Source organism: Filimonas lacunae, from assembly GCF_002355595.1.
GTDB classification, from domain to species: domain Bacteria; phylum Bacteroidota; class Bacteroidia; order Chitinophagales; family Chitinophagaceae; genus Filimonas; species Filimonas lacunae.
The window spans coordinates 3,024,079-3,050,815 of the sequence record NZ_AP017422.1; the positions used below are offsets into that span (position 1 = coordinate 3,024,079).

At 44.8% G+C, this 26,737-nt stretch carries 19 protein-coding genes; 7 read left to right on the forward strand and 12 right to left on the reverse strand.

Going from position 1 to position 26,737, the window contains the following annotated elements:
• The first annotated feature begins 3 nt into the window (after positions 1-3).
• From FLA_RS12110 to FLA_RS12125, 4 genes are read left to right on the forward strand one after another with little or no spacing between them, the layout of a single operon-like run.
• Complete coding sequence (locus FLA_RS12110; protein WP_076380739.1) at positions 4-1,908, forward strand: amidohydrolase; 1,905 nt, start codon at positions 4-6, stop codon at positions 1,906-1,908.
• A 9-nt stretch (positions 1,909-1,917) separates the two neighbouring features.
• Positions 1,918-2,349, forward strand: coding sequence for a DoxX family protein (locus tag FLA_RS12115; protein WP_076380740.1), 432 nt, complete (start codon positions 1,918-1,920; stop codon positions 2,347-2,349).
• A gap of 12 nt (positions 2,350-2,361) precedes the next feature.
• Positions 2,362-2,835 (forward strand): Dps family protein, encoded by a 474-nt coding sequence (locus FLA_RS12120; protein WP_076380741.1) that lies wholly within the window; start codon positions 2,362-2,364, stop codon positions 2,833-2,835.
• A 22-nt stretch (positions 2,836-2,857) separates the two neighbouring features.
• Complete coding sequence (locus FLA_RS12125) at positions 2,858-3,538, forward strand: YoaK family protein (protein ID WP_076380742.1); 681 nt, start codon at positions 2,858-2,860, stop codon at positions 3,536-3,538.
• 46 nt (positions 3,539-3,584) lie between these two features.
• On the opposite strand, the gene FLA_RS12130 is transcribed toward FLA_RS12125, so the two are convergent.
• Positions 3,585-5,246, reverse strand: coding sequence for a sigma-54-dependent Fis family transcriptional regulator (locus FLA_RS12130; protein WP_076380743.1), 1,662 nt, complete (start codon positions 5,244-5,246; stop codon positions 3,585-3,587).
• A gap of 234 nt (positions 5,247-5,480) precedes the next feature.
• A complete protein-coding gene (locus tag FLA_RS12135) occupies positions 5,481-6,080 on the reverse strand; it encodes a 5'-methylthioadenosine/S-adenosylhomocysteine nucleosidase family protein (RefSeq protein ID WP_076380744.1) in 600 nt (199 codons plus the stop codon).
• Between the two features lie 36 nt (positions 6,081-6,116).
• Here FLA_RS12135 and FLA_RS12140 point away from each other — a divergent pair, with 36 nt between their 5' ends.
• Positions 6,117-6,392: a hypothetical protein gene (locus FLA_RS12140; RefSeq protein ID WP_076380745.1), complete on the forward strand. Its 276-nt coding sequence runs from the start codon at positions 6,117-6,119 to the stop codon at positions 6,390-6,392.
• Positions 6,393-6,438: 46 nt separating this feature from the next.
• Here FLA_RS12140 and FLA_RS12145 read toward each other — a convergent pair whose 3' ends face one another.
• Positions 6,439-7,335, reverse strand: a complete 897-nt coding sequence (locus FLA_RS12145) for an alpha/beta hydrolase (RefSeq protein ID WP_159445147.1) — start codon at positions 7,333-7,335, stop codon at positions 6,439-6,441.
• A 239-nt stretch (positions 7,336-7,574) separates the two neighbouring features.
• On the opposite strand from FLA_RS12145, the gene FLA_RS12150 reads away from it, so the two are divergent.
• On the forward strand, positions 7,575-8,189 hold the full coding sequence (locus tag FLA_RS12150) for a hypothetical protein (protein WP_076380747.1): 615 nt from the start codon (positions 7,575-7,577) through the stop codon (positions 8,187-8,189).
• Here the strand turns inward: FLA_RS12150 and FLA_RS12155 are convergent.
• A complete protein-coding gene (locus tag FLA_RS12155) occupies positions 8,186-8,980 on the reverse strand; it encodes a patatin-like phospholipase family protein (RefSeq protein WP_076380748.1) in 795 nt (264 codons plus the stop codon). The genes FLA_RS12150 and FLA_RS12155 overlap by 4 nt on opposite strands.
• 88 nt (positions 8,981-9,068) lie before the next feature.
• Here FLA_RS12155 and FLA_RS12160 point away from each other — a divergent pair, with 88 nt between their 5' ends.
• Positions 9,069-9,533, forward strand: a complete 465-nt coding sequence (locus tag FLA_RS12160) for an OB-fold protein (protein WP_076380749.1) — start codon at positions 9,069-9,071, stop codon at positions 9,531-9,533.
• Positions 9,534-9,544: 11 nt separating this feature from the next.
• Here the strand turns inward: FLA_RS12160 and FLA_RS12165 are convergent, their stop codons facing one another.
• From FLA_RS12165 to FLA_RS12200, 8 genes are all read right to left on the reverse strand, one after another.
• Positions 9,545-9,763 (reverse strand): helix-turn-helix domain-containing protein, encoded by a 219-nt coding sequence (locus tag FLA_RS12165; RefSeq protein ID WP_076380750.1) that lies wholly within the window; start codon positions 9,761-9,763, stop codon positions 9,545-9,547.
• Between the two features lie 221 nt (positions 9,764-9,984).
• The gene (locus FLA_RS12170; RefSeq protein ID WP_076380751.1) at positions 9,985-10,494 is read right to left on the reverse strand and encodes a hypothetical protein; all 510 of its coding nucleotides are present in this window, start codon (positions 10,492-10,494) and stop codon (positions 9,985-9,987) included.
• A gap of 351 nt (positions 10,495-10,845) precedes the next feature.
• A complete protein-coding gene (locus FLA_RS12175; RefSeq protein ID WP_076380752.1) occupies positions 10,846-11,862 on the reverse strand; it encodes an LLM class flavin-dependent oxidoreductase in 1,017 nt (338 codons plus the stop codon).
• Between the two features lie 274 nt (positions 11,863-12,136).
• On the reverse strand, positions 12,137-12,679 hold the full coding sequence (locus FLA_RS12180; protein WP_076380753.1) for an SMI1/KNR4 family protein: 543 nt from the start codon (positions 12,677-12,679) through the stop codon (positions 12,137-12,139).
• Between the two features lie 17 nt (positions 12,680-12,696).
• Complete coding sequence (locus FLA_RS12185; protein ID WP_076380754.1) at positions 12,697-18,633, reverse strand: EndoU domain-containing protein; 5,937 nt, start codon at positions 18,631-18,633, stop codon at positions 12,697-12,699.
• Entirely contained in the window at positions 18,630-23,576 is a 4,947-nt protein-coding gene (locus FLA_RS12190) for a T9SS type A sorting domain-containing protein (protein WP_076380755.1), read from the reverse strand. Before FLA_RS12190 ends, FLA_RS12185 begins: the two co-directional genes overlap by 4 nt.
• A gap of 59 nt (positions 23,577-23,635) precedes the next feature.
• Positions 23,636-25,351, reverse strand: a complete 1,716-nt coding sequence (locus tag FLA_RS12195; RefSeq protein WP_076380756.1) for a TonB-dependent receptor — start codon at positions 25,349-25,351, stop codon at positions 23,636-23,638.
• A 7-nt stretch (positions 25,352-25,358) separates the two neighbouring features.
• Entirely contained in the window at positions 25,359-26,732 is a 1,374-nt protein-coding gene (locus FLA_RS12200; RefSeq protein WP_084206374.1) for a COG1470 family protein, read from the reverse strand.
• Between the last annotated feature and the right edge of the window lie 5 nt (positions 26,733-26,737).

A 26,737-nucleotide genomic window follows, 5' to 3' on the forward strand; every position in this document is an offset into this window, starting at 1 on the left:
CTTATGCAAACAGCAGATTTAATATTATACAACGGGCTTATACATACGGTTAACAGCGAAGCGCCTGCTGCTACAGCAGTGGCGGTGAAAGACGGTAAGTTTGTAGCCGTAGGCAATGATGCTGCCGTTTTAAGCGCCTGGCAGGCGGATGGCAGCAAGTTGATTGACCTGAAGAAGAAACGGGTAATACCCGGGTTAAACGATTCGCATATACACCTGATACGCGGCGGGTTAAATTACAACCTGGAATTGCGTTGGGATGGCGTGCCGTCGTTAGCCGATGCCCTGCGTATGTTGCAGGAACAGGTGGCCCGCACTCCCTCGCCACAATGGGTGCGTGTGGTAGGTGGCTGGAATGAATTTCAGTTTGCTGAAAAGCGTATGCCTACGCTGGAAGAGATCAATAAAATAGCGCCTGACACTCCGGTGTTTATTATGCACCTGTATGACAGGGCCTTTTTAAATGCGGCGGCTTTGCGCGCAGTAGGTTTTACCAAAGACACCCCTGCCCCTCCCGGCGGACAAATTCAGAAAGGCCCTAATGGCGAGCCTACCGGTTTAATACTGGCTACGCCTAATGCCATGATACTGTATAGTACATTGGCAAAAGGCCCTAAGCTGAGCTACGAACACCAGGTGAATTCTACCCGTCATTTTATGACCGAGTTAAACCGTTTTGGTATTACCAGTGTGATTGATGCGGGTGGCGGTTTTCAGAATTTTCCGGACGATTATGAAGTGATCAACGAACTGCATCAAAAGGAGCAGCTGACCGTTCGTATTGCCTACAACCTGTTTACACAAAGGCCGAAGCACGAACTGGAAGATTTTGATAACTGGACTAAAACCGTAAAGGTGTACCAGGGAGATGATATGTACCGCCATAACGGTGCGGGCGAAATGCTTGTGTTTTCTGCTGCTGATTTTGAAGACTTCCTGCAACCCCGTCCGGATCTTCCGGAAGTGATGGAAGAAGAGCTGGAACGGGTGGTAAGGTTGCTGGTAGAAAACCGCTGGCCTTTCCGTTTACATGCTACTTATAACGAAAGCATTACACGCTTCTTAAACGTGTTTGAGAAAGTGAACAGGGATATGCCTTTTAATGGCCTGCCCTGGATATTTGACCACGCAGAAACCATTGATGAGAAGAATATAGAGCGGGTGAAAGCGTTGGGTGGCGGCATAGCTATACAAAGTCGTATGGCGTTTCAAGGGGAATATTTTGCTGACCGTTATGGAAGCACTGCCGCTGCTCATACCCCGCCAGTGAAGCGTATGCTGCAAACAGGCGTTCCTGTAGGCGTAGGCACCGATGCCACGCGCGTAAGCAGTTACAACCCCTGGATAGCTTTGTATTGGTTAAGTACTGGTAAAACGGTGGGTGGCCTGCAGTTGTATGGCGATCATAACCGTATTTCCCGCGATACTGCACTGGAGCTGTATACCAAAGGCAGTGCCTGGTTCTCGAACGAGCAGCCTAAAAAAGGCAGCATTAAGGTAGGTATGCTGGCAGATGTGGCGGTGCTGAGCAGCGACTTCTTTGCTATGGAAGAAGAACTGATCAAGGGAATTGAATCGGTTCTGACCATTGTAGGCGGTAAGATTGTATATGCTAAAGACGACTTTGGTTCTTATGCGCCTCCTGTTATTCCTATTTTGCCGGACTGGAGTCCTACACATATTTACAATGGGTATTATCCTGCTATTGTAAACGGCCGTCTTACCTCACAAAAAGCAGATGCTCCTGTCGCCAGCGGTGCTGCTGATGTAAGTGCGCATGTGCATTGCTGTGCGGGTAGTTGCGATGTACATGGACATGACCATGACGTAGCGCGTAAAAGTAATGTTCCGGTAAGCAATTACACCGCTTTCTGGGGCGCATTAGGTTGTTCTTGTTTTGCATTCTAAACCATTCGTATGATAGAGATTATTAAAAGTGTATTGTGGAGCGATTTGGGTAGCAGCATGAATAACTATGCCATGCTGGTTTTTCGTGTATTGCTGGCGCTGGAACTATTCCGCGTGCATGGTATGAAAAAGTTCAGGGTAGAAAACGGGCAGCGCGAGCATGTGCCCAATCCCCTGCATTTACCGGATAAGCTGAATGGTTTGGTGGCTACTTTTTCTGATACGGTAGTGCCATTCCTGATAATGCTGGGCGTGGCTACCCGATTGGTGATATTGCCTACTATAGGCGTTACGGCCATCGGTTATTTTGTGGTGCACCGCAAAGATAATATTGAAGTAAGGGACGTGCCTTATATGTACACCTTGTCGTTATTACTGGTGCTGGCACTGGGGCCGGGTATATATTCAATAGATAACTATTTGTTCAATCATTTATTTTAAAACGTAATTAACATGGAAGCAGCAATAGGTATTAGCAAAGAGAACCTGGCAGCGGTAGCGCATTCTTTAAGCAAGGTACTGGCCGATGAGTTTATATTATATACGAAAACCCGTAAAGCGCACTGGTGTGTAACCGGGCCTGATTTTCACAGCAAGCATGTGTTTTTTGAGGGCTTGTATAACCAGCTGGAAGAGGTGATTGATACCGTGGCGGAGCGTATTCGCACACTGGGGCACTTCCCTCCTGCTACATTAAAGGAATACCTGGCTTTAACCCATTTGACCGAGCAAACACGCGAAAAGAATGATGGCCTGGGCTTTATTAAGGAATTGCTGGCCGATCATGAAAGTATTCTGATTCACCTGCGTGAAAATATCAATGGCTACGCCAATAAACTGAAAGATGCAGGTACCAGCGATTACATTACCGGGCTGATGGAGTTTCATGAAAAAACTGCCTGGATGTTAAGAGCGCACCTGGAGTAATTTATACTAAAACAAAGCGAACATGTTACAAAAACGAGGGATTAATGCAGTTACGTTTTTATTGTCGTGCATAGCCGGTTATTGTGATACCGTCACCTTTGTAAAGGGCGACTCTATCTTTTCGGCGCATGTTACAGGTAACTTTATCACGTTTGCTGCGCAGGCCATTAAAGGCGGTAGTCCGGCGTCGTGGATAAAACTGATCACCTTTCCGGTGTTTGTGGCGGCGGTGATTGTGGGCGGCTGGCTGATTGATAAAACGCAAAAAAAGTATCACCTGTTGTTACTGCAAAGTGTTTTGCTGATGCTGTCTGGTGCGGCTGCCATTTTTTTACCTGCTATTACCGGACCGGATGATAAATGGTGCATTTACACGATAGTAATGACAGTTGTATTTGCTATGGGGTTACAGAATGCTTTTGGAAAGCTGTTTGCGAAAGAAACACATGGCCCTACTACCATGATGACGGGAAATGTTACCCAGGCTTCGTTGGATTTAGGACACTTGTTACGCAATGGTTTTAGAGCGGATGTGCTGTCGCTGCAAAGCTTGCAAAAGCAAAGCTATACTATCGGTGGCTTTTTATGCGGTTGTTTGTTCGGTGCCTTGCTAGCAGGGTATTTTGGACTGGGCGCATTGCTGTTGCCGGGTGTGGCCATGCTGATATGTTATTTAACCACAGATGCAAGTCCTGCTGGTTAAAATATCCATCCCCGCCTATACAACAGGTATAGTGCGGGGATGTTTTTTATTCTTCTTCCTGTACAAAATGCTCTTTCTTAATACCCAGGCGTTGCATTTTGGAGGTGAGTGTAGTAGAGGGCATATTTAATTTCACGGCGGCGCCATTCGGGCCGGATATGCGCCCCTTGCAATGCTTAATTACTTTTAAAATATATTCCCGCTCCATTTCGTCCAGTGGTTTTACCACAAATTCCTCTTCGTGATAAGTGCCGGCTTTTTTGGCGCCTGCCGGTAAAAGCACTTCTTTAATAGAGCTGGTATTGGTAAGCAATACTGTGCGCTCAATCAGGTGTTCCAGCTCCCGTATATTACCAGGCCAGTCGTAGCCCATCAGCATTTCCATGGCCTTGTGCGAAATGTTATTGATTTTTTTACCGGCGTTTTGCGCATATCTTTCAATGAAATGGGATACCAGCGCAGGAATGTCTTCCTTGCGTTTGCGTAAGGGTGGCAGAGTAATAGGCACCACATTCAACCGGTAATACAAATCGCTTCTAAACCTGCCGGCCTGTACCTCTTTTTCCAGGTTGCGGTTGGTGGCCACAATAATGCGCACATTTACTTTAATAGTGCCCTTGCCGCCAATACGTTCTATTTCTTTCTCCTGCAATACCCGCAATAGTTTAGCCTGTAGTTCCAGCGGTAACTCTCCTATTTCATCCAGGAATAAGGAGCTGTTATTGGCCAGCTCAAACTTGCCAACACGCTTTTCCAGTGCGCCGGTAAAGCTGCCCTTTTCGTGCCCGAACAATTCACTCTCTATCAGGTTGGCTGGCAGGGCGGCACAGTTTACTTTTATCATCAGCTTATTGCGTCGTGCCGAAGCATGGTGTATGGCGCGTGCAATCAACTCTTTACCAGTGCCGGTTTCGCCTAAAATCAATATAGTAGAATCGGCCATAGCCACCTGCGACAGCAGGCGGCATACTTTCTGCATTTCGGCAGAAGAGCCTATCATTTCCGAAAACCGGCTGCTCAACTTTTGCTCCTCCTGCAGGTACAGGTTTTCCTGTTCCAGTTGTTGTTTGTATTTATTGATAGCTTCCAGTTGCTGCTGTATGGTTTCCAGGGCGCGGATATTACAAATGCCGGTGCCCAGCTGATCGGCAATGCCCAGAAGCAGGTTAAATTTATCTACAGTAAAAGATCCGTGTTCCTGCGCATATAAATACAGCACGCCCCTGGCTTCTTTGCCGTTGCATATTTTTACCACCATCATTTCCCGGATATCGGAGTTGTACCAGTTGATGATGTAAGGCGGTATGTTTTTGACTTTCATCAGCATTTCCAGATCAAAGATCACCGGTTCGTTACTGGCTAGTGCCACGTTGAAGATGCCATCTTCTATAGGATGTCCGGCATGTACTATCGGACTGTCTTTAGCGCGGGTGCGTATGCTTTTTTCCTGGCTGTGTAAATAAGGGGTATGGGTTACGCCATCTTCGTTAATAAGGCATAAGGTATAATATTGGGCACCAAGCAAATTCAATAATTGCACGGTGATAATATCCCATAAATCACTTCTTTCCCGGGCATTGGCTATTTTACTGCCAACATGCAATAATATAGATTGTTCCTTCTCTCTCTGCTGCAACTGCTCTAACAACAATAGCCTGGAATGACGCAAAGCTGCATCAGGATTCCTGGCGGTAAGCCCTTTTTCCATAAAATTGTGATTTTTCGATATTCCGTAACGAAGATAGATTGATTTACGATATATCGGTAAATTTTAAGTAGTAGGAATGGTGCAGTATGTGGCATATATCCATTCCTTTGTCTTCTCCTGGCTGCAACCGGACGCGGTTGATGAATGTGTGCCAGGAAACAAGGAAGGCCGGAATGCAAACAGAAGGAAAAGTAAAAGAGGAGTCTTCCAGCAATAGCAGATTCCTCTACTGATTTATACCAATTGGGTAATGACCTGTTTTAATGCGGCTGCGGCTTTGTGCACCTGCTCTGTCCATTCTTCGGCTGCTCCTCCGTCTGCACCGTCAGATATATATTTCAGGCACAGAAAGGGAATTTGTTCTTTCATGGCTATCCAGGCTAATGGATAGGCTTCCATGTCAATGACATCATAGGCGGTAGACAGATGAGCTGTTTCAAAGTTATCGCCTGTGCCACAGGTGCCTTCCTGCAAGCCTTTAAAGGATAAGCCATATTGCAGCACCGGCTCCAGGTTGGAGTAAGGAGTTTCGTATTGCTGAAAGCCGAGTGGCGTAACATCCATATCACGCTGTATAAACCGGGTGCAGCATACCACCTCACCACGCGAAAAACGGTTACTACCCGCCGAGCCCAGGTTAATGATAATACCTGGTTTGTTTTGAATGATACGTTTGGTTAAATGATAGGCAGCGTTTACCTTGCCTATGCCTACTATATAAGGGTTGTATTCGCTAAACTCTTCTGCTGCTTCATAATCCAGGGCAAACACAAACAAAGGGTTTTGCTGTAACAGCGCCGCTATATCTGTGCTTTCATTTACTAATGCATTCATGCGCCAAAAATATAGATTATACAGTAGATTTACCGGATGGAAAATAAACAGTCGAACCCCTACTACATCTTTACCCAGGAAATACTGGATAGCTGGGTGCAGGAAGGTGTGCAGTATGTAAAAGTGGCGGAATTAGAAACCGGTACACAGGAAAAATATTACGAACTTATTCCTGATCCGGACTTTATGGGTGGTGATGATCCTATTTACCCGATAGGTGCGGAAGACATCACAGAGCTGGTAGAGATAGTGCCCCACGCCAAATTTGTGGTGCATGAAATTTACCTGGACATGGAAGATGAGGAAGAATAAATAAGCCAGCCTTTTGTACAAAGGCTGGCTAAAAAATATAAAGGCTTTAGCGGGAAACCCTTCTGCCGGCCAAATCGTTAAAGTCAACCTGTACCAGGTACTGTTTCCCTTTTATAACGTATTCATCTAAAAACCACAGCACTTCATCTATATGCTGGTGCATGGGTGTACTGGCCACTTCGTGCCCCATGCGATGCATTACCCGGAAATAGTAAGGATACTTTTCTGCTTCAAAACGGTAAGCCAGGTAATTAGAGCCGCAGAATATTTTATTGAAAAAGCGGACGCGGTTAAAAGGAACTATTTTGTCTTTAGTACCATGATAAAGCATAGTGGGCGCCGGTGGTATTTTATAAGTGGGCGCTCCCCTGTAGCTTAGTATAGCTCCGGCAAAGGCTACTACTCCTTTGTACTGGAAGCTTTCGGGTAGTATTTGCGCAATGGCATGTTCATTCCTTTTTTCCCAATCGGCCTGTAAGGCAGTGATAGCGCCTGCGCTGGAGCCACTTAAAATAATAGCTGAGGAATCAATGCCCAATGTTTCGGCATGTTTAATCAGGTAGGCTGTGGCATCGTACAGGTCGGTTACTGCCATATCAATTGCTTCTTTTAACGGTTTTGTGTTCAGTGGCGATACTTTTTTACCACCCTGAAGCCCTAAGCGGTAGTCAATAGATACTACTTTAAAGTTATGCTTGGCCAATGCATTAAAATAGGCAAAATAACCGGCAGCATCTCTTTGCCCGGTGGCAAAGCCGCCACCAAATACAAACACGATACAGGGCTTTTTCACGGTAATGGGGTCATTACTGTAAATGTCCATTTTTAGTGTTACCGTGTCTTTGGTACTGTACGTGACGGTTGTTTTGTGAATGGATTTGTCAATAGCTCCCTCCTGCGCGCGGACAGTATAGAGAGAGAAAAACAGCATAGTTGCAAGCAAAAGCAGCCTTATAGAGGGTGCAGATAGTGAAACTGGCATAAGATACATATAACAGGGTTAAAGTTGTTACACTATAAATTAACGTTAATATAGTATAATTGTTTAATTAAATATCCCTTAAATGAAGGGTGACTGGGGAGCATTTATAACAAATCGGGAAAAATAATAGCTACTGGCTTCATTAACAGGATAATACAATCATACTTATCTTACTTTTGCCTTTTATTTTGAATTGATTTATGTTCAGTATTCTTACAGGTAGTATCATTATCAGTCTTTTACATGCCGTTATACCTAATCACTGGTTGCCTGTAATTGCTGTAGGAAGAAGGGAGCGCTGGACATTAAAGGAGGTTACCACCGTAACCCTGGTGGCTGCATTGGCGCATGCGCTTAGCACTATAGCCTTAGGAGTGGCGTTGTCGGTTTTGGGAAAAAGTTTGTCGGGCAGCATACATCAGTTTACGCACATCATTGCCCCGGTGATCCTGATTATCATGGGGCTTATTTTCAGTTATCGCCATCATAAGCACAAACACTTTCATATTACAGATGAAGTAAAACGGAAGCATACCAAAAAGCGTATTGTTACTGCTTTGGCGGTGGCTATGTTTTTTTCGCCCTGCATGGAAATAGAAGCCTATTTTCTTTTAGCCGGAACGCAACCGGTTTGGGTAACCTGGTGCATGTCGCTGATCTATCTTACCATTACCACTTCGGGTATGATACTATTGGTAGGTTTTGCTTATAAAGGATTACTAAAGTTAAACTGGCATACCCTGGAACACAATGCGGGTATGATTACGGGAGTAACTCTTATCATTACCGGCATCCTCTCCTTTTTTATCCATTAATGCGTTTGCGCCGACACCGGAGCAGGCTGCGCCAGTAACTGGCGGGTATATTCCAGGCCCACCGTGTACATGGCGGGAAACTTTTTAAAATCGAAAGTGCCAAATTCCCGTAATGCTTCCGGTTCTATAAACTGACTGCATAGCAGCCGGCTAATGGTAACAGGTTCATGAATAGCCATGTTTAAAGTGCGCTCAACATTAGCCATAATACTGTCGGCCGGATTGTAGGGGCGGATAGGATTAACGTGTACCCCTATAATATCCCGGTATTGAGGAACCAGTACCTCGGCAGGCAGGTTACCGGATAAGCCCCCGTCCACATAAGGAATGCCCTCTATGGTTACCGGAGAAAACAGGATAGGAATAGACGATGCGGCCATAATAGCCGGAATGATAGGCCCCTTGCTAAAAACGGCACGGGTGCCATTGGTATAGTTGGTAGCGGTGATATACAACGGTATTTTCAGCTGCTCGAAAGTAGTGCTGCGCAAGTAAGTTTTCAATACCTGCTCTACGGTTTTGAGAGATAATAATCCCGATTTGAGGTTGTTCCATTGCATAGACAAACTCAGTTTGGTGCTATGGAAAAGGGTGTTTACCTCGTCTGGCGTGTAACCGTCGCAAATAAAAGCGGCTATCATCGATCCGGAACTGGTGGCGGCAATAGCTTCCGGGTAAATATGCTTTTCAGAAAAAGCTTTTAATACACCCAGGTGGGCGTAACCACGGGCGCCGCCGCCAGAGAGTACAAATGGTCTATAGGTGTTGGATGTAGTCTCAGGTTGAATCATATTGCTAATATATTACAATAGTTTAATTCCATATCTTTAGCCCGAAATTAACCAGACCCTTAGTGTCATCCCCCTAAAAAGACTGTCAATGAGCAGAGCACAACAACCTAAAAAGCCCGATCACATCCGTTGGATTCTTTATGTAGCCTTATTATTTGTAGCTGCATTTTGTGTAAGATGGATAACCAACCGTAAGCCTGCTGAACCTGATGTTATTGCTGCTAACAAAGCTTTAGATCCCAATGCCAAAACCATACAAGCTACTGATTTATACAGCCAGTATACCAATAATGAGTCGAAAGCTGATGATACCTTTAAAGGTGAAACCATTTTAATAACCGGTAAAATTGTAACCATTGATAATGGTGGCGGCTATATAGTGCTGGCAGGCAAAGAGCCTTATGGTTCCATGGGTATACAGTGCATGTTTGACGATGAAAATACCGTTTCGCGTTTAAGCAAACTGCAAACTGTAACCGTGGAAGGTCGCGTTAGAGGTCGTAAAATAAATGTAATTGTAAAGGATTGTGTGGTAAAAAGTACTGCTTTATAATAAAAGCAGTACTAATGAACTAACAGATTTTCTTCTTGCGCCCGCTTTATCATAGTGGCGGTGTTTTTGGCGCTTAACTTCTTTAGAATATTCATCCGGTGATTTTCTACTGTGCGAATGCTCAGGTATAGCTTGTTGGCTATTGAGCTGCTGGTGTACCCCTCTGCTACCAGTGCAAGTATCTCTTTCTCTCTTTTGGTAATGTAAGGGCTGGCTGCTGTTATTTCCATAGTCAAGTAAGTAATTATATACGCAATCTAATCGTTAGTAATGGTTCGGGCATAGTCAGAGGTAAGACAAATAGTGGACAATGTGTATGCTGAATATCAGATGGTTATAGGATGTTTGTCCCCTTTGTTGCCTTGTTTGAGTGAATGCAGGGCATTAAAAAAGGCACTTATAGATATAAGCGCCTTTACAACATCTTTCAATAATCTATGGCAAAATGATACTAGCTTTCAGGATCATTCTTGTTTTCGTTGTTTTCTTCCGGGTTTTCTTTCTTTGGTTCTTCGGGTTTATTCTCTTCCCCGTCGTCCTTTCCGTTTTTCTTTTCTTTTTGCAGGTGATAAATAAATGCAACCTCTGCTTTTAGATTAGAAATTTTGATGTGTTTTTCCAGCTGTTGTGTGTTTAATTGTTTGTCTGCAATTAAAAACACACCTTCCTCCTGTTTTACAGCGTTGGTGCACCTGGTGGTTAAATTGTCAAATAATGACTCTCTTACTTCACACAGGGATGTGTAGTTTTTATGCCCGTTTTTCCAGAATGCTTCCATACTGCTAACGGCTATTTCTTCACTTACTTCTTCTGTAGGTACAAATTGTAACGAGAAGAAGTACATGCGGCCCATGTAGATGTTAAAAACTTCATCCAGGCCACGCGATTCTCTTTTGTTTACGAGCTCAACTAATGCTTCTTCTGTGAGGTCGCACTCTGGAAACCTTGCCAGTTCATCCATAAGAGTACAGTTTACTTAGGTATAACTAAAAATGATGGAATACTTATTTAATTGCGGTACTCAATAGAATAATTGGATGACTCTTACACCCGAGCCTGAGTGGTTATTACAGTGGATATTGGCTTTAAAAAATAGGCCCGAACCTTAGACAAGGCAGGCCGTTGCTAACCTATGAAAAACACCTAGTTTATAATGAGGTGATATAATCGTCTTTGATACTGCGATGTTACTACAGGAATTTTAAATTCCAAATTTTTTCTGTCAATTTTTTTAAAAAAAAAGGAACATTCTTCTATTCGTTTCATGCTCAGTTATATATAATTATACAAAAAACGAATTTTCAACTACCTGTTAAGCGTTGATCTGTTGCATCAGTTGTGCAAACAGTGTATAAGAATGTAAACGTGCTGTTTGATCGTAGATATGCGCTGTAGCCATTATCTCGTTTACGCCCGTTTGCTGGAGAAAACTTTCTATTTTGGCTTGTAGCTTTTGCGGTCCTCCCACAAACGAGTAAGCCAGCATTTGCATCACAGCCGCTTCTTCCTGCATATCCCATATGCCTTCCATGCTGTCAACCGGTGGTAATAAACGGCTGCGTTTGCCGGTTACCACTCCCATAAAAAACTGCTTTATTGAAGTGGTCAAACGTTCTGCTTCGGCATCCGTATCGGCAGCTACTACATTCACGCAGGATATTACGTAAGGCTGTTGTAACCATTGAGATGGCTGGAAGTTTTTGCGGTACAGCTCAATGGCCTGCATAAAGTAAGTGGGAGCAAAATGGCTGGCAAAAGCATAAGGTAATCCCATAGCTGCGGCCAGCAGGGCGCTGTCGGTGCTGGAGCCTAATATCCAGATAGGAATATCTAAACCTTCTCCTGGTATGGCGCGTACACTGGCGGTGCTGTTTTCGGCGGAGAAAAAGCGTTGCAGCTTTTGAATGTCGGCCGGGAAATTGTGCTGTGCATGAAAGTTCTCGCCCCGCAAAGCCCTGGCGGTTAACTGATCGGTACCAGGGGCACGGCCCAGGCCCAGATCAATACGGCCGGGATACAAAGAGGCCAGGGTGCCAAATTGTTCTGCCACTACCAGCGGTGCATGGTTGGGTAACATAATGCCCCCCGACCCTACCCGTATGGTTTGGGTGCCACCGGCTATGTGGCCGATTAATATGGAGGTGGCCGAACTGGCAACTCCTATCATATTGTGATGTTCGGCCAGCCAGAAGCGGGTATAATCCAGGCTTTCTGCATGTTTGGCCAGCGCCAGACTGTTGGCGAATGAATCAGCGGCTGTTTTCCCTTCCAACACGGTTGCGAGGTCTAATACCGACCAGGCAATTTTTCTTTTTTCATTTGTTTCCATTAGCTACCATTTGTTTCTTCTTTGAATAAATCCGACGCTTGCTTTTAGATACGGGTGTAAAGTTACGGAATCGGTGTTTCTCGAGAACCAAATGGTATACAGCCGGAGTTGGTGTTTTACTGGCTATTGCTTATGTGGGGTTTCTCACTATTTAAATGGGCTGAGGAATAGCTTGTTTTGCTGCCTGAAGCCTTTTTTTCTATTCTGTCTTTCTTGTTTTTCATTCCTACGTCTACCCTATTTGCTATTATATGTAAGCGTTGGGCCATAATCATTATTCTTCCGTTTGCCAATACTCGTTGCCCCACTTTTTATATAGCTGGCTGTATTTCATGCCTGCTATATATTTTTCTTCTATAGGTATTAGTACCAATGTTTGCACAAACTGAAATATATTCATATGCAAGGGAACAAGAGGTGTAGCTTCATCGATGTGTAAAAACAGCTGATCTGCCGCTTCTCCTTCTATGCTCAGGAGTAACTGGTAGTATTTATGGCAGGTGCCTATTACCAAACAATTCTGGTTGTATTCTATTTCATATTCAATATTATTAAAGAAATCAAAACGAATATCATTGTCGGTAAATACAGGATGTTCACTGTTATACCAGGTAAATTCCAGTAACGTCTTTTTGTCAGCAGTAATACGCTGTTCTTTCTGTATAGCGTACTCTCCTGTTTTAAAGCAGGTAATAAATGTTTTATAAAGCGGGGGTAATTTTACCCCCGCATTTTTTTCTATATCGTGAATGTCCGGAACGTCGCCAGGCTCTCTGGTTTGCAATAATGCAAATCCTCTTTTTACCATTGTATTCATATTCTGCGTCAATCCTGTTAATTTTTTATAATGGTAGGATTTAATTCCCAATGAGCACCTGTCATAGAAGGTTGCATCATTTTATCCGGGAATGAGGTACCGATAGCCCCTTGTGTTTTCACAATTCCTACTCTTACATTCTTGTAATTATCATAAATAACTCCACCTTCTGGTAGTGCAGTCCACGCGGCCGGGTTATGATTTTTTACATATTGTTCAGCATCTGAAATATCCTGCTTGGTCCAATCAGGAGGATACCAGGACTGTTCTCCCCCAGTTGCTTTCAAGGGATCTTCATGTCCCGGAACATTGCCTGTACGAACTTTGTTATCAAAAGTATATTTAACTTCAGGATTATAACCACATTTTATTTGATATTGGTAGCCATCCTCTCCATGACCTCCTCCAGTCATCTTTTTGGGACGCATAGATAATACAGGATCTTCGGGAGGAGCATAGTCACCTAAAACAGCATGCTCAAGCTTATCTGCTGAAGAATAATGATACTTATCCATTCCTGCAGGATTAGCAAAGTATTCATCCGCCCGCCAGTTGTTTATCATGCTTTTTGTTTCATCATCCAGCAGTCTTTTATAGTTTATAGGTGTGTTGTCGTCAAAGTTTTTCATAAACCTTATACGCTCTTCATCTGAGAATTGTCTGAACTTGCCTGCGATATAAGTGAGTTTTTCGTTTTTAAGTTTTTGCACATAATTGGCTGCCTGAGCATCTAATTCTGTCCATGCGCCCACTTTAATAGAAAACTTAGCAGCAGTGTTGGAGGCTGAACCAAGGCCGGTTACTTCTTTGGCAGATTCTACACTACCGGCAGCTGTATATTCTTTAAATGGTTTACTACTTTCAATTACTCCATTATCATGTAGTCTTACCCATCCATCATTTGCTATAATAGTTCCCTCATAATTTTTAGCAAGCTTTTGTGCTGTTGCTGCATCCTGGCCGGAAAGCAGGATGATCTTCTTGCCATTCTGGGCTGCATTCGGATACCATTTTTTAAGATAAGCACCCAGAGAATAATCTTCTAAAACAGTTTCCCTGCCATTCGCCAGAAGTTTAATGTTATTCTGTTTATTTCTAAATACAACCAGGTAAACGTTATTATCATTTTTACTTAGAGAAGAAAGAATTTCCTTGAATGGTTTGAGATCTTCCTCTGCAATACCAACTTTACTAATACGGTTAAATATTTCAACAGCATCTTTAGAATCCGTCATTGCCAGGGAAATCTGCCTTTTAGCAGCATACATGGCAGCCAGCACTTCGCCTTTAGCCATTGATTTCTCTGCACCGGCTATAGCAGCATCCAGATCGTCAACTACTTTTTCTATCTCGGCTATTTTGCTGAGCGCGTTAGGTAGTGATAATAAGGCTGCGGCTAACTGTACTTCGCCACGCAGTTTGGCCGGCATATAGGTGTCGTTCACCTGTTGGGCTATTATTGAAGTGGTGGTGCCTATGGCATCTGCTACAGCAAGCCCCATACGTACCAGCTTAGCGGCTTCAAATGCTACTTTTATCTCTGCTATACCTACTGCCAGCATGATGGTGTTTACACCTGTCCAGGTAACTTTTTCAGTTACTTCCATTCTACCCAGGTGGTTCATTAAAACAGCCATAATTGCTGGTACGCGGATAATGGTTCCATCCTGATATTTAACGCCGCGGAATTCAAAGCCACCTATCATCTGGATAGGGACTATATCATTATATTTTACATCAAAGGAGGTTTTGTCGTCTCGCTCATACATCCTGATAAGGCCATTGTCAAGGAAGTTCCATTTGAAGTTGGAGAACTGCCAGAGGTTGCCTTCAACTCCTGGAATTTTATCTATTTCCTTCATATAATGTGCATACCGGTCTTCACTCTCTATACCATAACCGGTTTGCGACACCATTGAGCTAATCAGGCATAATATCTCTGTAAGGTTTTGGCGGCCTCCTGCATAATCACTGTGGTTATAGAAGGCATCGTATACCTTCTTGATACCAATGCTATCAGTGATATAGGTTAATACCTGTATATAGTCACTTTCGTTAAAGGTGGAGAACAGTTTTACACATGGCGTTTCCAGTGTGGTAAAGTAATTGGTGGAACTGTTGATCATCAGATCCAGTGCAATGAGCTTTTTAAGCGGATTTACAGCCTGTAACTGGAATAATTCATCCTTATACACCTGTGCAGTTATAGCTCCAACGGAAGTGGATTTGGTTACACTGTTCCAGAAATCATCACTGCTTTGGTTACCTTGTTTAATAAACAGATCAAACTGTTCAATAAATGTTCTGTAGAACTCTGTTTTATTGCTCGTGAAATTGCTAACTACTTCCGGATGTGTAGCCAGGTAATTAGCCCATGGGAATTCACTGGCATATACTGTATCATAGTCCTTACCCATTTCAGGCGTTTTGCCTTTGAAGTAAAGTGTCCGTGGCTGCTCCCAGCTTCCCTCCTGGTTGGGGTTATCTACAATTGTTATTTTAAACGGATGCGGATTTACTATTTCCAGCTGTGTAAACCTGTCGAAATAGAGAGGATAAATAGTACGCATCTGGGCAATTTTATCTACCCATATCAGCTCCTGTGTATTGCAGCGTCCTTTCAGCATGGTAAGTGTGATGCTGGAAATACAATAGCTGCAGTTTTGCCTTACAATACTGTCTACTACCTGGGATATGGTATTATTATCCCGCTTCATAGGCTGGAAGCTGCCTTTGAAAGGTGTAAACAGACTGGCTATACTAAAGAAATTCAATGAGGCAGCCTTGCCTGCCAGCTTGCTGAAATATCCATCTGATCCAACAGGGAACTTATATAAAGTGTACTTTCCATCGCATGGTACAGGATATGCAAAACCATCTACATTGTCAAAATCCACATTCTGTACGTAAGCTGTACCAGAGTTTACTCCTACATAATTGGACTGCTCTGCATTGAATTCGTAGGTTTCGTAAGTAGTTTCACTGGTTTTGATAGAGAACCGGTATAAGGTTCCTGCCAGTAAGCTATCATAGTATTCCAGGTAGCTTTTATCCTCATCGTGATATGCTGAGCCATAGTTAAACCATATGTTGTATACGGTTTTCTGTGGTACGGTAATGATTTCTCCTGTGGGTGCCAGGAACGAAACGGTTTTATTATCCTTGTTTCTGAAAGCTGAATCGATCTGATACAGCTTATAGCTCATAGCATCACCATCGCTTTCAAAAGCGCCTATTACCAGTGCCGGATCATGTATACAATCCCATTGTAATTTCGATAAGCGATTGCCAGCAGGATAATCCATCAGGTTGGCAGGCAAGCTTTCTGTTCTATGCATTCCACTGTAATCGAACAGGTGCTGCAGACTGAAGAAGCCATGAGCCATTTCGTGTGCTACGGTATAAGGAATGGCCTTATTGTCCTGTACGAACAGGTAGCCGAATTGCTTGTTGCGTGGCATATCGCCCAGTACCATACTGTCGGCAGCCTTATCCAGAACAAACATGTAAACAGCGTCTTTATCCAGTGTCTTATTCACTCCTTTATAGGCGCTGTTCAACGCTTTCATTTCCGGCGTGTATACACTTAAGAGGCCGCTACCAGATACGTTTAGTGCGCCATTATTATCTTCATCCCAGGCAGATATGCTGCTGGAACTAAACGACTGATCAGTAGATACTGTAAAGCGGATATTAATGCTGTTGTAAATGGCGTTTAAGGAATCTGCTATCGCTTTTTCGTCAAAGCCAGTGATGCCGTTAACAGGCACCAGTACCAGTTTCTTTTCACGCGCCGGGTAAGCAGCCACCAGTAATTTACCTAAATTAGCAGCCTTTCCGTCAGGCTGCGGATATAAGGCATATATCTCCTGTGCATCATTAGCCGGGCCACCTACCAGGTTAATCACCCATGCATTGTCTTTGTTATTATACTTCGCCTTGGTATATACTGTTCCGGTGCCACTTACAAACTGAACGCTATCTGGTTTCAGATCGTTTTTCAACGCTATTTCGGCCAATACCACATCTGTAACGCCCTGTGCAATGGCTTTGGCGGATACGCGATAGCTGCCCAGCGCTTCGTAGCGTTTGCCCCAGGTTTCATTATTGTCGTAAGCGGCTATGTACTTGTCAAAGGCGTAATGCTGATCGGGATGTGCGGTAAAGTTGACGATGCCTTTGCTGGTGTCTATAGCTGTTTTATCAGCGCCTGCTACCAGGTTTTTAGAAGCTTCGGTGGCGGTACCTATTTTAGTAAGTTTGCCATCCTGGCCTATGCTATAGGTGGTGCCGGAAGCATCTTTTACAGTAGCAGGTAAATGGTCTACGGTAAGGGTGTTGTTATTACCAAAATTCATAGTGCCGCCGCCCTTTCCATCAGAAGTAAAGGTGCAGGTAGTGCAGTTTTCCGGTATAGTGAAGTTTACGGTGTAGTCGGCAGCGCTTTCGCCGGTTACTACATGCCCTGTATTATTACCGCCTTCTATAGCACCTTCTATGTTTTCTATGATCTTGTTTACATTGGCAATCTGTGATTCGGTAGAGTCGTAGGTTGTTTCTATATAACCGCTGATCAGTTGTTTGTCGGTGTTAATGCCAATATTGCTGAATGTTACCTTCACTTTGGCGTTCGACAGCATGGGTATGGTTACATATCCTTTGCCGGAGAAACTTTTTGTACCACTTACCTGTGTAAGCACTACAGGGAAATCGCCGGCGGTGATACGGTCGCCGTTGAGCATGGTAGTGGCCAGGTTTTGATTGGTAATGTTTAAGGCTGGTGTTATTTTACCACAGTTAATACCTGCGGTATCCTTACTGCCCGTCATTACAAATGTTTTAATATCGGTGTAGGTGTAGCCGGTGCCGGACGCGCAGGCTACGCCCACGCGGTATTCGTAGGTTTGATTGACCGTTAAATCGTACAGCATTTGTTTGCTGGCGGTGGTGGTGCTGCTGTACCAGTTGGTTTGCCCCTGTACACGGTAATCGACAGTGTAGGTAGAATCCAGTAATTGCACACCCGGTGTCCAGCTGATAGTGGCCCGGCCTGTGCCTGGTTCCGCCTGTGGGTTGGTGGGTGGCTGACAGTTATCCTGGTAAGTGAACCAGAATATTTCGCTGTAGCCATTGTTGCGAAACAGATCCAGATTGTCTATGCCATTAGAAGCCTTGGCCTGTACCCGCCAGGCATATCTTTTACCGGCAATCAATGGTGTTTCAGCAGGGCCGTATAATAATGTAGTAGCGGTGGTGTTGGTTTGATATAAAGGCTGGGCTGTAGTAAAAGCAACTTCCGGAGCAATCACATTGTCCCATATTTCCACCAGCGTGAAATCGTAAGAGGTATTGAAGGCGCTGTTGGGGCTGCTTAAATGCCGGGGAGTCCAGTTAAATAGGATGTTTTGCGGGTTGCGGAAGGCAATGGATTCCTGTTTGGCAGGTAAATTCAGCAATGGAGGATCGCTCAGACTGATCCAGGCCATAGCGCTGCTTTTACGGCTTAGCACCCTGCCGGTTAATACTTCAATGACCTCGCAGCTGATCGTGTAAAAACCTTCGGGCAGTGTACCCTGTTGTGTATATTGCGCGCGGGTAAGGCCCGTTAAATCCAGGTTATCTACATTGAAATAAGGCGCCAGATCGCCCTGGGTTAACCGGGCAGGAATTCCGGCGTCTAAAGTAATGGTGGGGTAATAGACGCCGTCTTTGCTGCGTAGTACTATCCCCTGACTTTCTATGTATAACCTTAACCGTACCCCCAGCGAGGCTTTGGTTAAATCGGTATTAATAAGGGTGATTACCATTTTATCGGTAGAGCTGCTGTACAGATCACTCACGCGTAAGGTATACGGTGGGATGAGCTGTACACTGGCCTGAACCGGAAAATCGGCTTTTGCTATTGTGGTAAGCAATAACAATATAAGGGTCAAAAGGGTGCTGCGCTTTCTCATAAAATCAGTACTTTAAGTACACGGCTGCCTTTAGGGGTTTCTAACACCAATGCGTATGTGCCTGCCGGTATAGACAATACATATTGTAATTCATAATTCGCCTGTCCGCTTTCTTTACGTGTATTTACTACGCGGCCACTGCTTATATCTATCAATCGTAACTGTATCTGTGAAGCATCCTGCAAGCTCACTACCACTTTAAACTGTCCGTTATTAGGGTTGGGTGCGAGGTAGAATGTTTTGATAAATGGCTCGGTAGTGGTACCCGGATCGTCCAGCGATTCTCCTTTAATGATAGTGATGGGCTGCGACGCGGTTTGCTCGCACACACCAGTGCCGGCATGCATTTGAATGATATAGATGCCTGTATCGCGGAAGGATACGGTTGCCGACATACTATCCTGCTGCTTTACCGTAACACCCGCTACTGCCGGATACTCCCATTTAATCCAGTCGGGCGCCGGGTTGCTGATGTTGACAAACACTACATCTTCATTGGTAAAGCTTTGCGTGCTGCCTGCAAAACTGGCGGCTATCACCTGGTCGCTCACGCTGATGGTGATATTGTCCGAAGCTGTACATCCGTTAGTGTTGGTGGCTGTTACATAATACTTGCCTGCTTTGGTTAAAGTAACTACGGGTATAGTAGCGGTAAACCCATTAGAGGCAGTCCACTGATAGCTGATGCCCGGCTCCTCCAGCAGGGCATTGGCCTGATATACCTGGTCGCGGCATAAAGTGCGGTCAGGCCCCAGCTCAATCACCAGCTGGTTAGGTTCTGTAATAGTAAAATCAAAAGCTTCCGTACAGTTTTGTGCATCGGTAATGGTTACTGTATAGTTGCCTTTTGCCAGGTTTGTGATGTTTTGCCCGGTACTGCCATTGCTCCAGGTATATTGATAAGGAGCTTGTCCGCCAGATACCTGGTAGCTGATAGCACCGGTATGGTAGTTGTAGCAAAGCGGTTGGGTTACTACCGAATCGGTAATAATAATGGGATTGGGCGATTGTAACGCTACTTGTTTTTGTGTATAACAGCCGCGCGCATCATTTACAAAAGCCAGGTATTTGCCTTTGGGCTGCTGTGTTATTTGTGTAGTGGTATCACCATTACTCCATTCAATATGATAAGGCTTTGTACCTCCCGCGATAACGGCAAGGGCACTTCCATCATTATTATGGCAGGCTGTTACCTGGGTGGCGGATAACTGAACTGTTAACACATCGGGCTGCTGCAGCGTATAGGTAGCTTCTTTTTGAATTCCGTTTTTATCGGTGATGATGATTTTATAATTACCGGCTGCGAGCGCACCGGCAATGCTGTCGGTACGTGTAATATTGCTCCATACATTATTAATCTGTTGTTGCCATTGATACTGGTATCTGTCTGGGGTGAATTCTATCCCGCCTTCTGCTTTGGCATACAATACACCATCCGCTACCCCGTTACAGGATATAACCTGTTGTTCTATTATCTGTACGGTAAGCAAGGTGGGATGTACCAGCCGATAGGTTCCGGTGGTAATACATCCTGCGGCATTGCTGCCTTTTGCTTTACTATAATTAATATCAGAAAGGGTGAGTGCATACACCCCATTGCCTGCATCGTGTACTCTGGTTTGGAAAGGAGGCTGTGTATTGGTGAAAGTTGTCCAACTGCTGCCATCTTTTGTCCATTGGGTAGTATATAAGCCATTTGCATCAGGAGTGCCTCCTTTCGCACGTATAGTAACACTCCCATCTGTGCTGCCAAAAGCCAGCGGGTTAATCAGGGTACTATCAGTAAGCTGTAACGCTTCGGCAGGTTGTGTAATTGTAATAGTGGTACTTACCGGGTTAAAGCTGGCATCGCGCATCACACAATCATTACTGTCTTTTACATACAATGTATAAGTGTCTGCTGTTAATGCAGAATCGCTATAGGTAAGTGCGTCTTTCTCAAAAGCTTTCCAGGTGTCGCTGCCGCCTGTGTTCCAATACAGCTGATACTTGCCCGAACCTCCGGCCGCATTAACGGTAATAATGCCGTCAGCTCCATTGTTGCACAATACGGCACTATGGATTGTTGTATAGGTTAAGGCGGTTGGCTGGGTAATAGTATGGGTAGCTTCACGGGTAATGCCGTTTTGATCAGTGATGATCACTTTATAGTTACCTGCCTTTAAGCTGGTGGCAACGCTGTCAGTCTGGCCAATAGCTGCATAACCGCTACCTGCGTCCAATAGCCATTGGTAACGATAACGTACAGAAGGAACTTCCATCCCACCGTTCACACGGGCATATAGTATACCGGTATTATAATTATTACATAATACTCCGTTTTGTTGTTCCAGTGACAGGGTTAACAGCGGAGGTTGTACCAGGTTAAACGTATCTGTTACAAAACAACCTGCTTTATTGGCGTCTCCGCTGGCAGCACTGTAGTTGGCGTCAACAGCAGTAATGGCATAGCGGCCCTCACCAAGGTTGTTTAAACGGCTCGTGAAGGGATTGGTGGTGTTGGCATAGCTGGACAGCTGTGCATTTTGTGCATCTGTCCAGGCTATATGATAGGTGCCACCAGAAACAGGTGTGCCGCCATCCAGTTGCAGGGTAATATATCCATCGGTTGCCTGGAAGGATAAAGGCGGACTGGCCAGGCGATTGGTGATAGTGAGTTTTTGAGTGGGTTGGGTAACTTCCTGGTAGCTGACTACTTCTGCTTCCCCGGCATCTTTCATGATACAGTTATTGGCATCCTTCACTTGTATCACATAGCTGTTGGCGGGCAAACCGGTTACGGCATGCAGTGTTTCATTGCTGAAGGTTGTCCAGGCTGTAGTACCTCCTGCTTCCCGGATGCCTGCATTGTAAGGCTGGGTGCCTCCGGTTGCCGTGAGCGTAATGCTGCCGTCGCTGCCGTTGTTACAGAATACATTGGTGTGTACACTGGTGTATTGTAAGGCATCGGGTTGTAATACTTCAAAAGTGGCTTCTTTACTAATATTGTTTTGATCTGTAATGATCACTTTATACATGCCTGCAGCCAGGTTGGTGGCGATGCTGTCCGTTTGGTTAATAGCAGTCCAGGTACTGTTTACCTGCTTTTGCCAGACATAATTATATAACCTGCCTGGTATTGGCAAGCCGCCTGTAACAGCAGCATATAAAGAGGCATTGGTGAATCCGTAACATAACAGTGGAGTTTGTTGCAGAATGTTCACCTGCAGCAAAGGAGGCTGTACCAGTGTATAGGTATGAGAAGCATAACATCCTTTGGCGTTGTCGCCCGTTGCCTTGCTGTAGTTATCATCTGTTGCTATCAGGGTATAAACGCCATCTCCTGCTGATTGCAAGGTGGTAATAAAAGGATTGGTGGTTTCGGTATGGTTGGTTAATATGTCTGAGTTGCTGTTTAACCAGGCAATGCTGTAATTACCTGTGGCTGCTGTGCCGCCTGCTACTGCCGATTGTACATTGCCATCTGTACTGCCAAACGACAACGGATTGGCCTGGCTGATATCGTTAATAACCAAAGGCGCTGCTGGTTGCGTAATAGTAACCGGTAATACAATTATGTTTTTAGATTCATCTACGCCATAACAACCATCTATTGTTTTGAGGGCGAATGCATAACTGCCCATAGGTAAATCGGACACAACTGACCGGTAAGTTACACCACCCGGCCCGAGTATAATACCAGAACGAATGCCCACCCAGGTAGTATCAGTAGAACCTGGATGCCAGTAACCTGCCTGGTAATAGCCGTTATTGGTGAGGGGCGGATATGGGGCTAGCATAACGGTGCCATCCTGCCCTGCAAAACAATTTACATCGGTATGTGTCCATATAGATCCGCGTATGCGGGTTGGGTCAATCAGTTCTAATGTGGCTTTATATCTCTCGCTGCCAGTATAGGTGGCCATCGTTACATCAGGATAAAAGCCCAGTACATCAATATTGTAAGTGCCTTCCGCCAGTTTGGCCGGAAAGGTATAACTGCTGTCTGCATCCAGGGCGGTTATCATAGGTGAGTTTTCCTGGTTGCCATTGCCATTTACACCCAGGTATAATTTTTCATTCGCAATCAGCTGCCTGTCGAATTTAATTTTAAAGGAACCGTACGATTGCCCCCAGCAGACATTGGGTATAGGTGTTACACTCACAATATGCGGACTGGCCAGGCGCTGTGTAAATAGCAATGTATTGGAAGTGGCGCAGCCGGAAGCTACCCTGAAGGTCACCGGCTGCCCGGCTCCTGCTACGGCATCCTGCCCGAAAATATCTTCGCCACAAACGTTCAATGTGGACTTGCCTTGTAAAGAATCGGGCACATTATACCAGGTGGTATCATAAGTAATGGTGCCACCTGGGTGAGGAACGGGTGTTATTTTTCCATACTGCCAGTTGTATACTGCTGCAGGAAAGCCCCAGGTGGCAGTAATGGCAATTTTGGTATCGGTAGGCAGCATATCGGTAGTTCGGTAAATATCTATTCTTTCCGGCGCTACTACCATACTTACATTGGTGTTCCAGTCAGGTATAATACTACCATAACTTTTGTTTACACAAGGCAGGGTTACTGTTTGTACGGGGCCCTGTGCATCATCCGAACCATGACATCCACCTACCCAGCCCTTATCGTTACGACTGCCTTTAGGGTTTAAGAGGTACAGGTTTCGATGTGCTGCAAAGTAGAGCGTTTTAGTATGGGTAGAGCCCCAGTTATTCAGGTTTTCTACTTTAAACACCAGGGAGTCGGCTGTGCCTTTATCGGTAAAACGGAAGAAAATACTGAAGTTGTTAATACAACCATCATTATAATCACCTGTAGGAGTAACGTTGGCCACTTTTAAGTCAACCCTGTACCGGCCTTCGGATTGTGCGTGTACCTGCAAAAAGCCAAGCAACATCACGGCCAGCAGCCATGCGTGTGTGGGTAAAGCGGTGTGGTTCTTTTTCATACAAAGAGTATTATATATGCCGGACTGTTGTCAGTCCTTGTGTTGTTCATGAATGCTGGTTAAAAGCTATAATTATATCCAAGCGTGCCCGTTACATTGCTAAAGCTGCCGCGGTTAAGTATCGTTCTGTATTGGTTAATAACCCCCGCCTGTAAAGCATGCTTTTTAAACAGCTTATAGGCTGCATTTACCCTAGTATTGAATACGCTGCTTTGCTGTTGTCCGTTGGTGCTACTGCTGTTATATGATGCGCTTAATGTAGTGGTAAGCTTTTTTTGCAGCCAACGGTTATTTACGCCAAGGGTTGGTCCTTGCGTAAGCATATCATTAAAGGCAATGGTATTATAGCTAAGGTTATATGCCAGTGTAAGATTGGTGCCGGTTTTGATAAAGGTGAAACCATACGAAGTAGCCAGGTTGTAAAATTGCGAACTATTGCCGGTTCTTACAATACCACCCTGCTCATCGCTGGCGTCCTGGAAACTCAGGTTCACATTTAACATCTGCTGTTGCTGCTGTGTGCGCCGGGTAATGATGTTGACATTTACGTTGGCATTTTGCGACAACTGCACATAGTTAAGGGTATCCAGGTTTTGGTAAGGAGAAGCCGGGTTGTTGATATATTCAAACTGAGATTGCATATTCATATGCGTTTGAAAAGAAGAATAACTGGCGCTGGTTTGCACATTGGCAGTAGGGTTATAGCTGAGCGTAAAAGCACTTACCCATCTGCGGGTAGTGGCCGCTTTAAACCCATTCAGATTGTCTTTTTGAACTCCTACGTTGGCGGCAATAGTGGCTTTTTTATGGAAGATGGCCTGTGCCAGGTTGATGGTAATATTTTCCAGGTCGTTATTAAAGTAATAAGCGCCCAGGGTTTTATAACCGGGGTCAACCCGCTCATATCCCACACCGATAGTGCTGGTGTTAAAAGTATAGTTCAGCTGGGCTTTATAAGCATGGTATATAGCTGTGGAGGAATTGCCTTGTATCAGCGAACTCAGGTAGTGCCTGTTTTTTTGTGCTATTGAATCACGTATATCGTTGGTTAAGGCGCTGGTAGCATATTCAACGCTTACATCCATACCTTTCGCCGGCTTGAAATACAACTCGTAGTTCACTGACAGGTTTTGTTGCGGATATATCAGCAGGCTGTCCAGTATTGGTTGTGGCACTCCTGTTTTGTCTTTGGCATAAAAAGCTGAAACCCCCAATCTGTATAGCTTTTGCTGGTAATTAATTTTACCACCATAGCCCCAGCGTTCAAAATAAGGAGTGTTATTGGTAGCGCTGTCGTATAGCACTGCTTTTTGTAGGCGGCCATACATGGCGCTTACCTTCCAGGGCCCTGTAGGAGCTACGTCTACTCCTACCCCTCTGAACTGCAGACCATTTAAAGTGTAAGGAGAAAAACTCATACTTACATCACCTATATGACCGGTAACCGACTTATACATGGGGTGCAGGCTAAGCCTGTTAGGCGCTACCGGGTAGGTATAGCCTTTGCCGCTGTTGGTTAAATTAAAGGAGAAGGGAAGATTGATTTTGCCGAATAAGCTCATATTCAGGTTGCCCTGTAAAAACCAGCTGAACGGATCTCTGCCGGTTCCGGCAGCTTCATTACCTCCATAGGCCATCATAGTGGCGTTGATTCCTCCATTCACCTTTACCGGCTTAGCTCTTAATGTACTTCCCAGGCCAGCCACGTCTATTTGCTGCGCTGTTACAGGCGCAGCTATTATACAGGTTATTAGTACCAGCAGTTTGTTTTTCATGGTGTGCTTATGGGGTTTTCTGTACTTTAATATCCGTGACGATGTAAGACCCCTGACCGCTTTGCACAAACGATTTTATTTTAATAACTCCCTTACGCCCGTCCTTTGTTTTAAACAGAATGATACGCGGCGTTACTGCATTGGAGAAAGGCGCATTACTGTTGGCATTGGCTGCTATTGTCAGGGGCTGCAGCAAGGCATCGCTGGTCATGTTGTCGAAATCGGTGGCAGTTACCTGCAGACCACAGTTACATCCTTCCTGTGAGTTGATAAAGGTGACGGGTTGTGCGCCCGGTATTTTTTCAAATGTATAGGCATCGGCAGAGTCGGGACTCAGGAACTTATTGTAACTGAATTGCTGATTCAGCCCAAAATAGACGATGTCAATGTCTTTGCCGTTAACACTCATATCATCGGCAGAGGTAAAACTCCGGCGCAGGCTGGTGCTGAAAAAGCTACCAATACTGCTGTGTGCTGTGTTAATGCCTAAGGAAATATCTGTAAAAGTTAACAGGTTGGTATTGGCTTTTACGGTTATGCTATGGCTGATGCGCTGACTGGTTTTGTTATTGGAAGCAGTTAACGTAACGGTATAAGTGCCGGCCTGTGTATAGCTCACCTGCGGTTGGCGGGCGGTATCGTTGCTGATGGTTCCGCCGGGGGCTTCCCATTTCCAGGTAAGTCCGCTTACGGTCGTATTTTGTAAGGTGGCTGTTAAAGGCGCTTCATAATCGGCATCTTCAAAAGAGGGTACAATGGTAAAGGCGGTTTCCAGTGCAGGTGCTACCTGTATGGTTTTGGAAGCACTGAATGTACTGCTGCCATTGCTTACGGTTAAAGTAATGGTGTGCGCACCGGCAGTGGTAAACAATACTTCTCCAGGTTGTTGCGCAGAAGAACTGGCGGGCTCTCCCCCTTCAAATGTCCATTGAAAACTACCGCCTCCTGTAGTGTTATTGGTAATGGCAACTTTTACCGGTGATATAGAATCTGTAATTACGGCTGCATCGAATTGAACGGTTACAGCACTGTCCAGTTGAATAAGCATTTCTTTGCGCTGGCGGTCGTCCCTGTTCCAGGCCTCCAGTACTACTTTATGCGAACCGGCAGTAGCAAAAACAATGGTGCCGGGATTCTTTTGGGAGGAAGTGGCGGGTGTGCCGCCTTCAAACGTCCACGAGTAGGAATCGGCCCCTGTGCTGTTATTGGTAAAGTTCACTTTCACCGGAACAGTAATGTTTTCATTAGCTATTGCGTAATCAAAACTGGCGGTAACCAGTATCCGCTGTTCTTTTTTGCATGCTGCCAGTATCAGCAGTGTCATGCAGCAAAAGCGTGGTATTTTATATAAAAAGGTTTGCATCATGGTGTTCATCTGCATTTAAT

Coding starts and splice junctions, on each gene's coding strand:
- FLA_RS12120 (WP_076380741.1), top strand. CDS start 2,362: ATGGAAGCAGCAATAGGTATTAGCAAAGAGAACCTGGCAGCGGTAGCG.
- FLA_RS12115 (WP_076380740.1), top strand. CDS start 1,918: ATGATAGAGATTATTAAAAGTGTATTGTGGAGCGATTTGGGTAGCAGC.
- FLA_RS12180 (WP_076380753.1), bottom strand. CDS start 12,679: ATGAATACAATGGTAAAAAGAGGATTTGCATTATTGCAAACCAGAGAG.
- FLA_RS12190 (WP_076380755.1), bottom strand. CDS start 23,576: ATGAAAAAGAACCACACCGCTTTACCCACACACGCATGGCTGCTGGCC.
- FLA_RS12170 (WP_076380751.1), bottom strand. CDS start 10,494: ATGGATGAACTGGCAAGGTTTCCAGAGTGCGACCTCACAGAAGAAGCA.
- FLA_RS12130 (WP_076380743.1), bottom strand. CDS start 5,246: ATGGAAAAAGGGCTTACCGCCAGGAATCCTGATGCAGCTTTGCGTCAT.
- FLA_RS12125 (WP_076380742.1), top strand. CDS start 2,858: ATGTTACAAAAACGAGGGATTAATGCAGTTACGTTTTTATTGTCGTGC.
- FLA_RS12155 (WP_076380748.1), bottom strand. CDS start 8,980: ATGATTCAACCTGAGACTACATCCAACACCTATAGACCATTTGTACTC.
- FLA_RS12175 (WP_076380752.1), bottom strand. CDS start 11,862: ATGGAAACAAATGAAAAAAGAAAAATTGCCTGGTCGGTATTAGACCTC.
- FLA_RS12185 (WP_076380754.1), bottom strand. CDS start 18,633: ATGAGAAAGCGCAGCACCCTTTTGACCCTTATATTGTTATTGCTTACC.
- FLA_RS12140 (WP_076380745.1), top strand. CDS start 6,117: ATGGAAAATAAACAGTCGAACCCCTACTACATCTTTACCCAGGAAATA.
- FLA_RS12200 (WP_084206374.1), bottom strand. CDS start 26,732: ATGCAGATGAACACCATGATGCAAACCTTTTTATATAAAATACCACGC.
- FLA_RS12165 (WP_076380750.1), bottom strand. CDS start 9,763: ATGGAAATAACAGCAGCCAGCCCTTACATTACCAAAAGAGAGAAAGAG.
- FLA_RS12160 (WP_076380749.1), top strand. CDS start 9,069: ATGAGCAGAGCACAACAACCTAAAAAGCCCGATCACATCCGTTGGATT.
- FLA_RS12110 (WP_076380739.1), top strand. CDS start 4: ATGCAAACAGCAGATTTAATATTATACAACGGGCTTATACATACGGTT.
- FLA_RS12195 (WP_076380756.1), bottom strand. CDS start 25,351: ATGAAAAACAAACTGCTGGTACTAATAACCTGTATAATAGCTGCGCCT.
- FLA_RS12135 (WP_076380744.1), bottom strand. CDS start 6,080: ATGAATGCATTAGTAAATGAAAGCACAGATATAGCGGCGCTGTTACAG.
- FLA_RS12150 (WP_076380747.1), top strand. CDS start 7,575: ATGTTCAGTATTCTTACAGGTAGTATCATTATCAGTCTTTTACATGCC.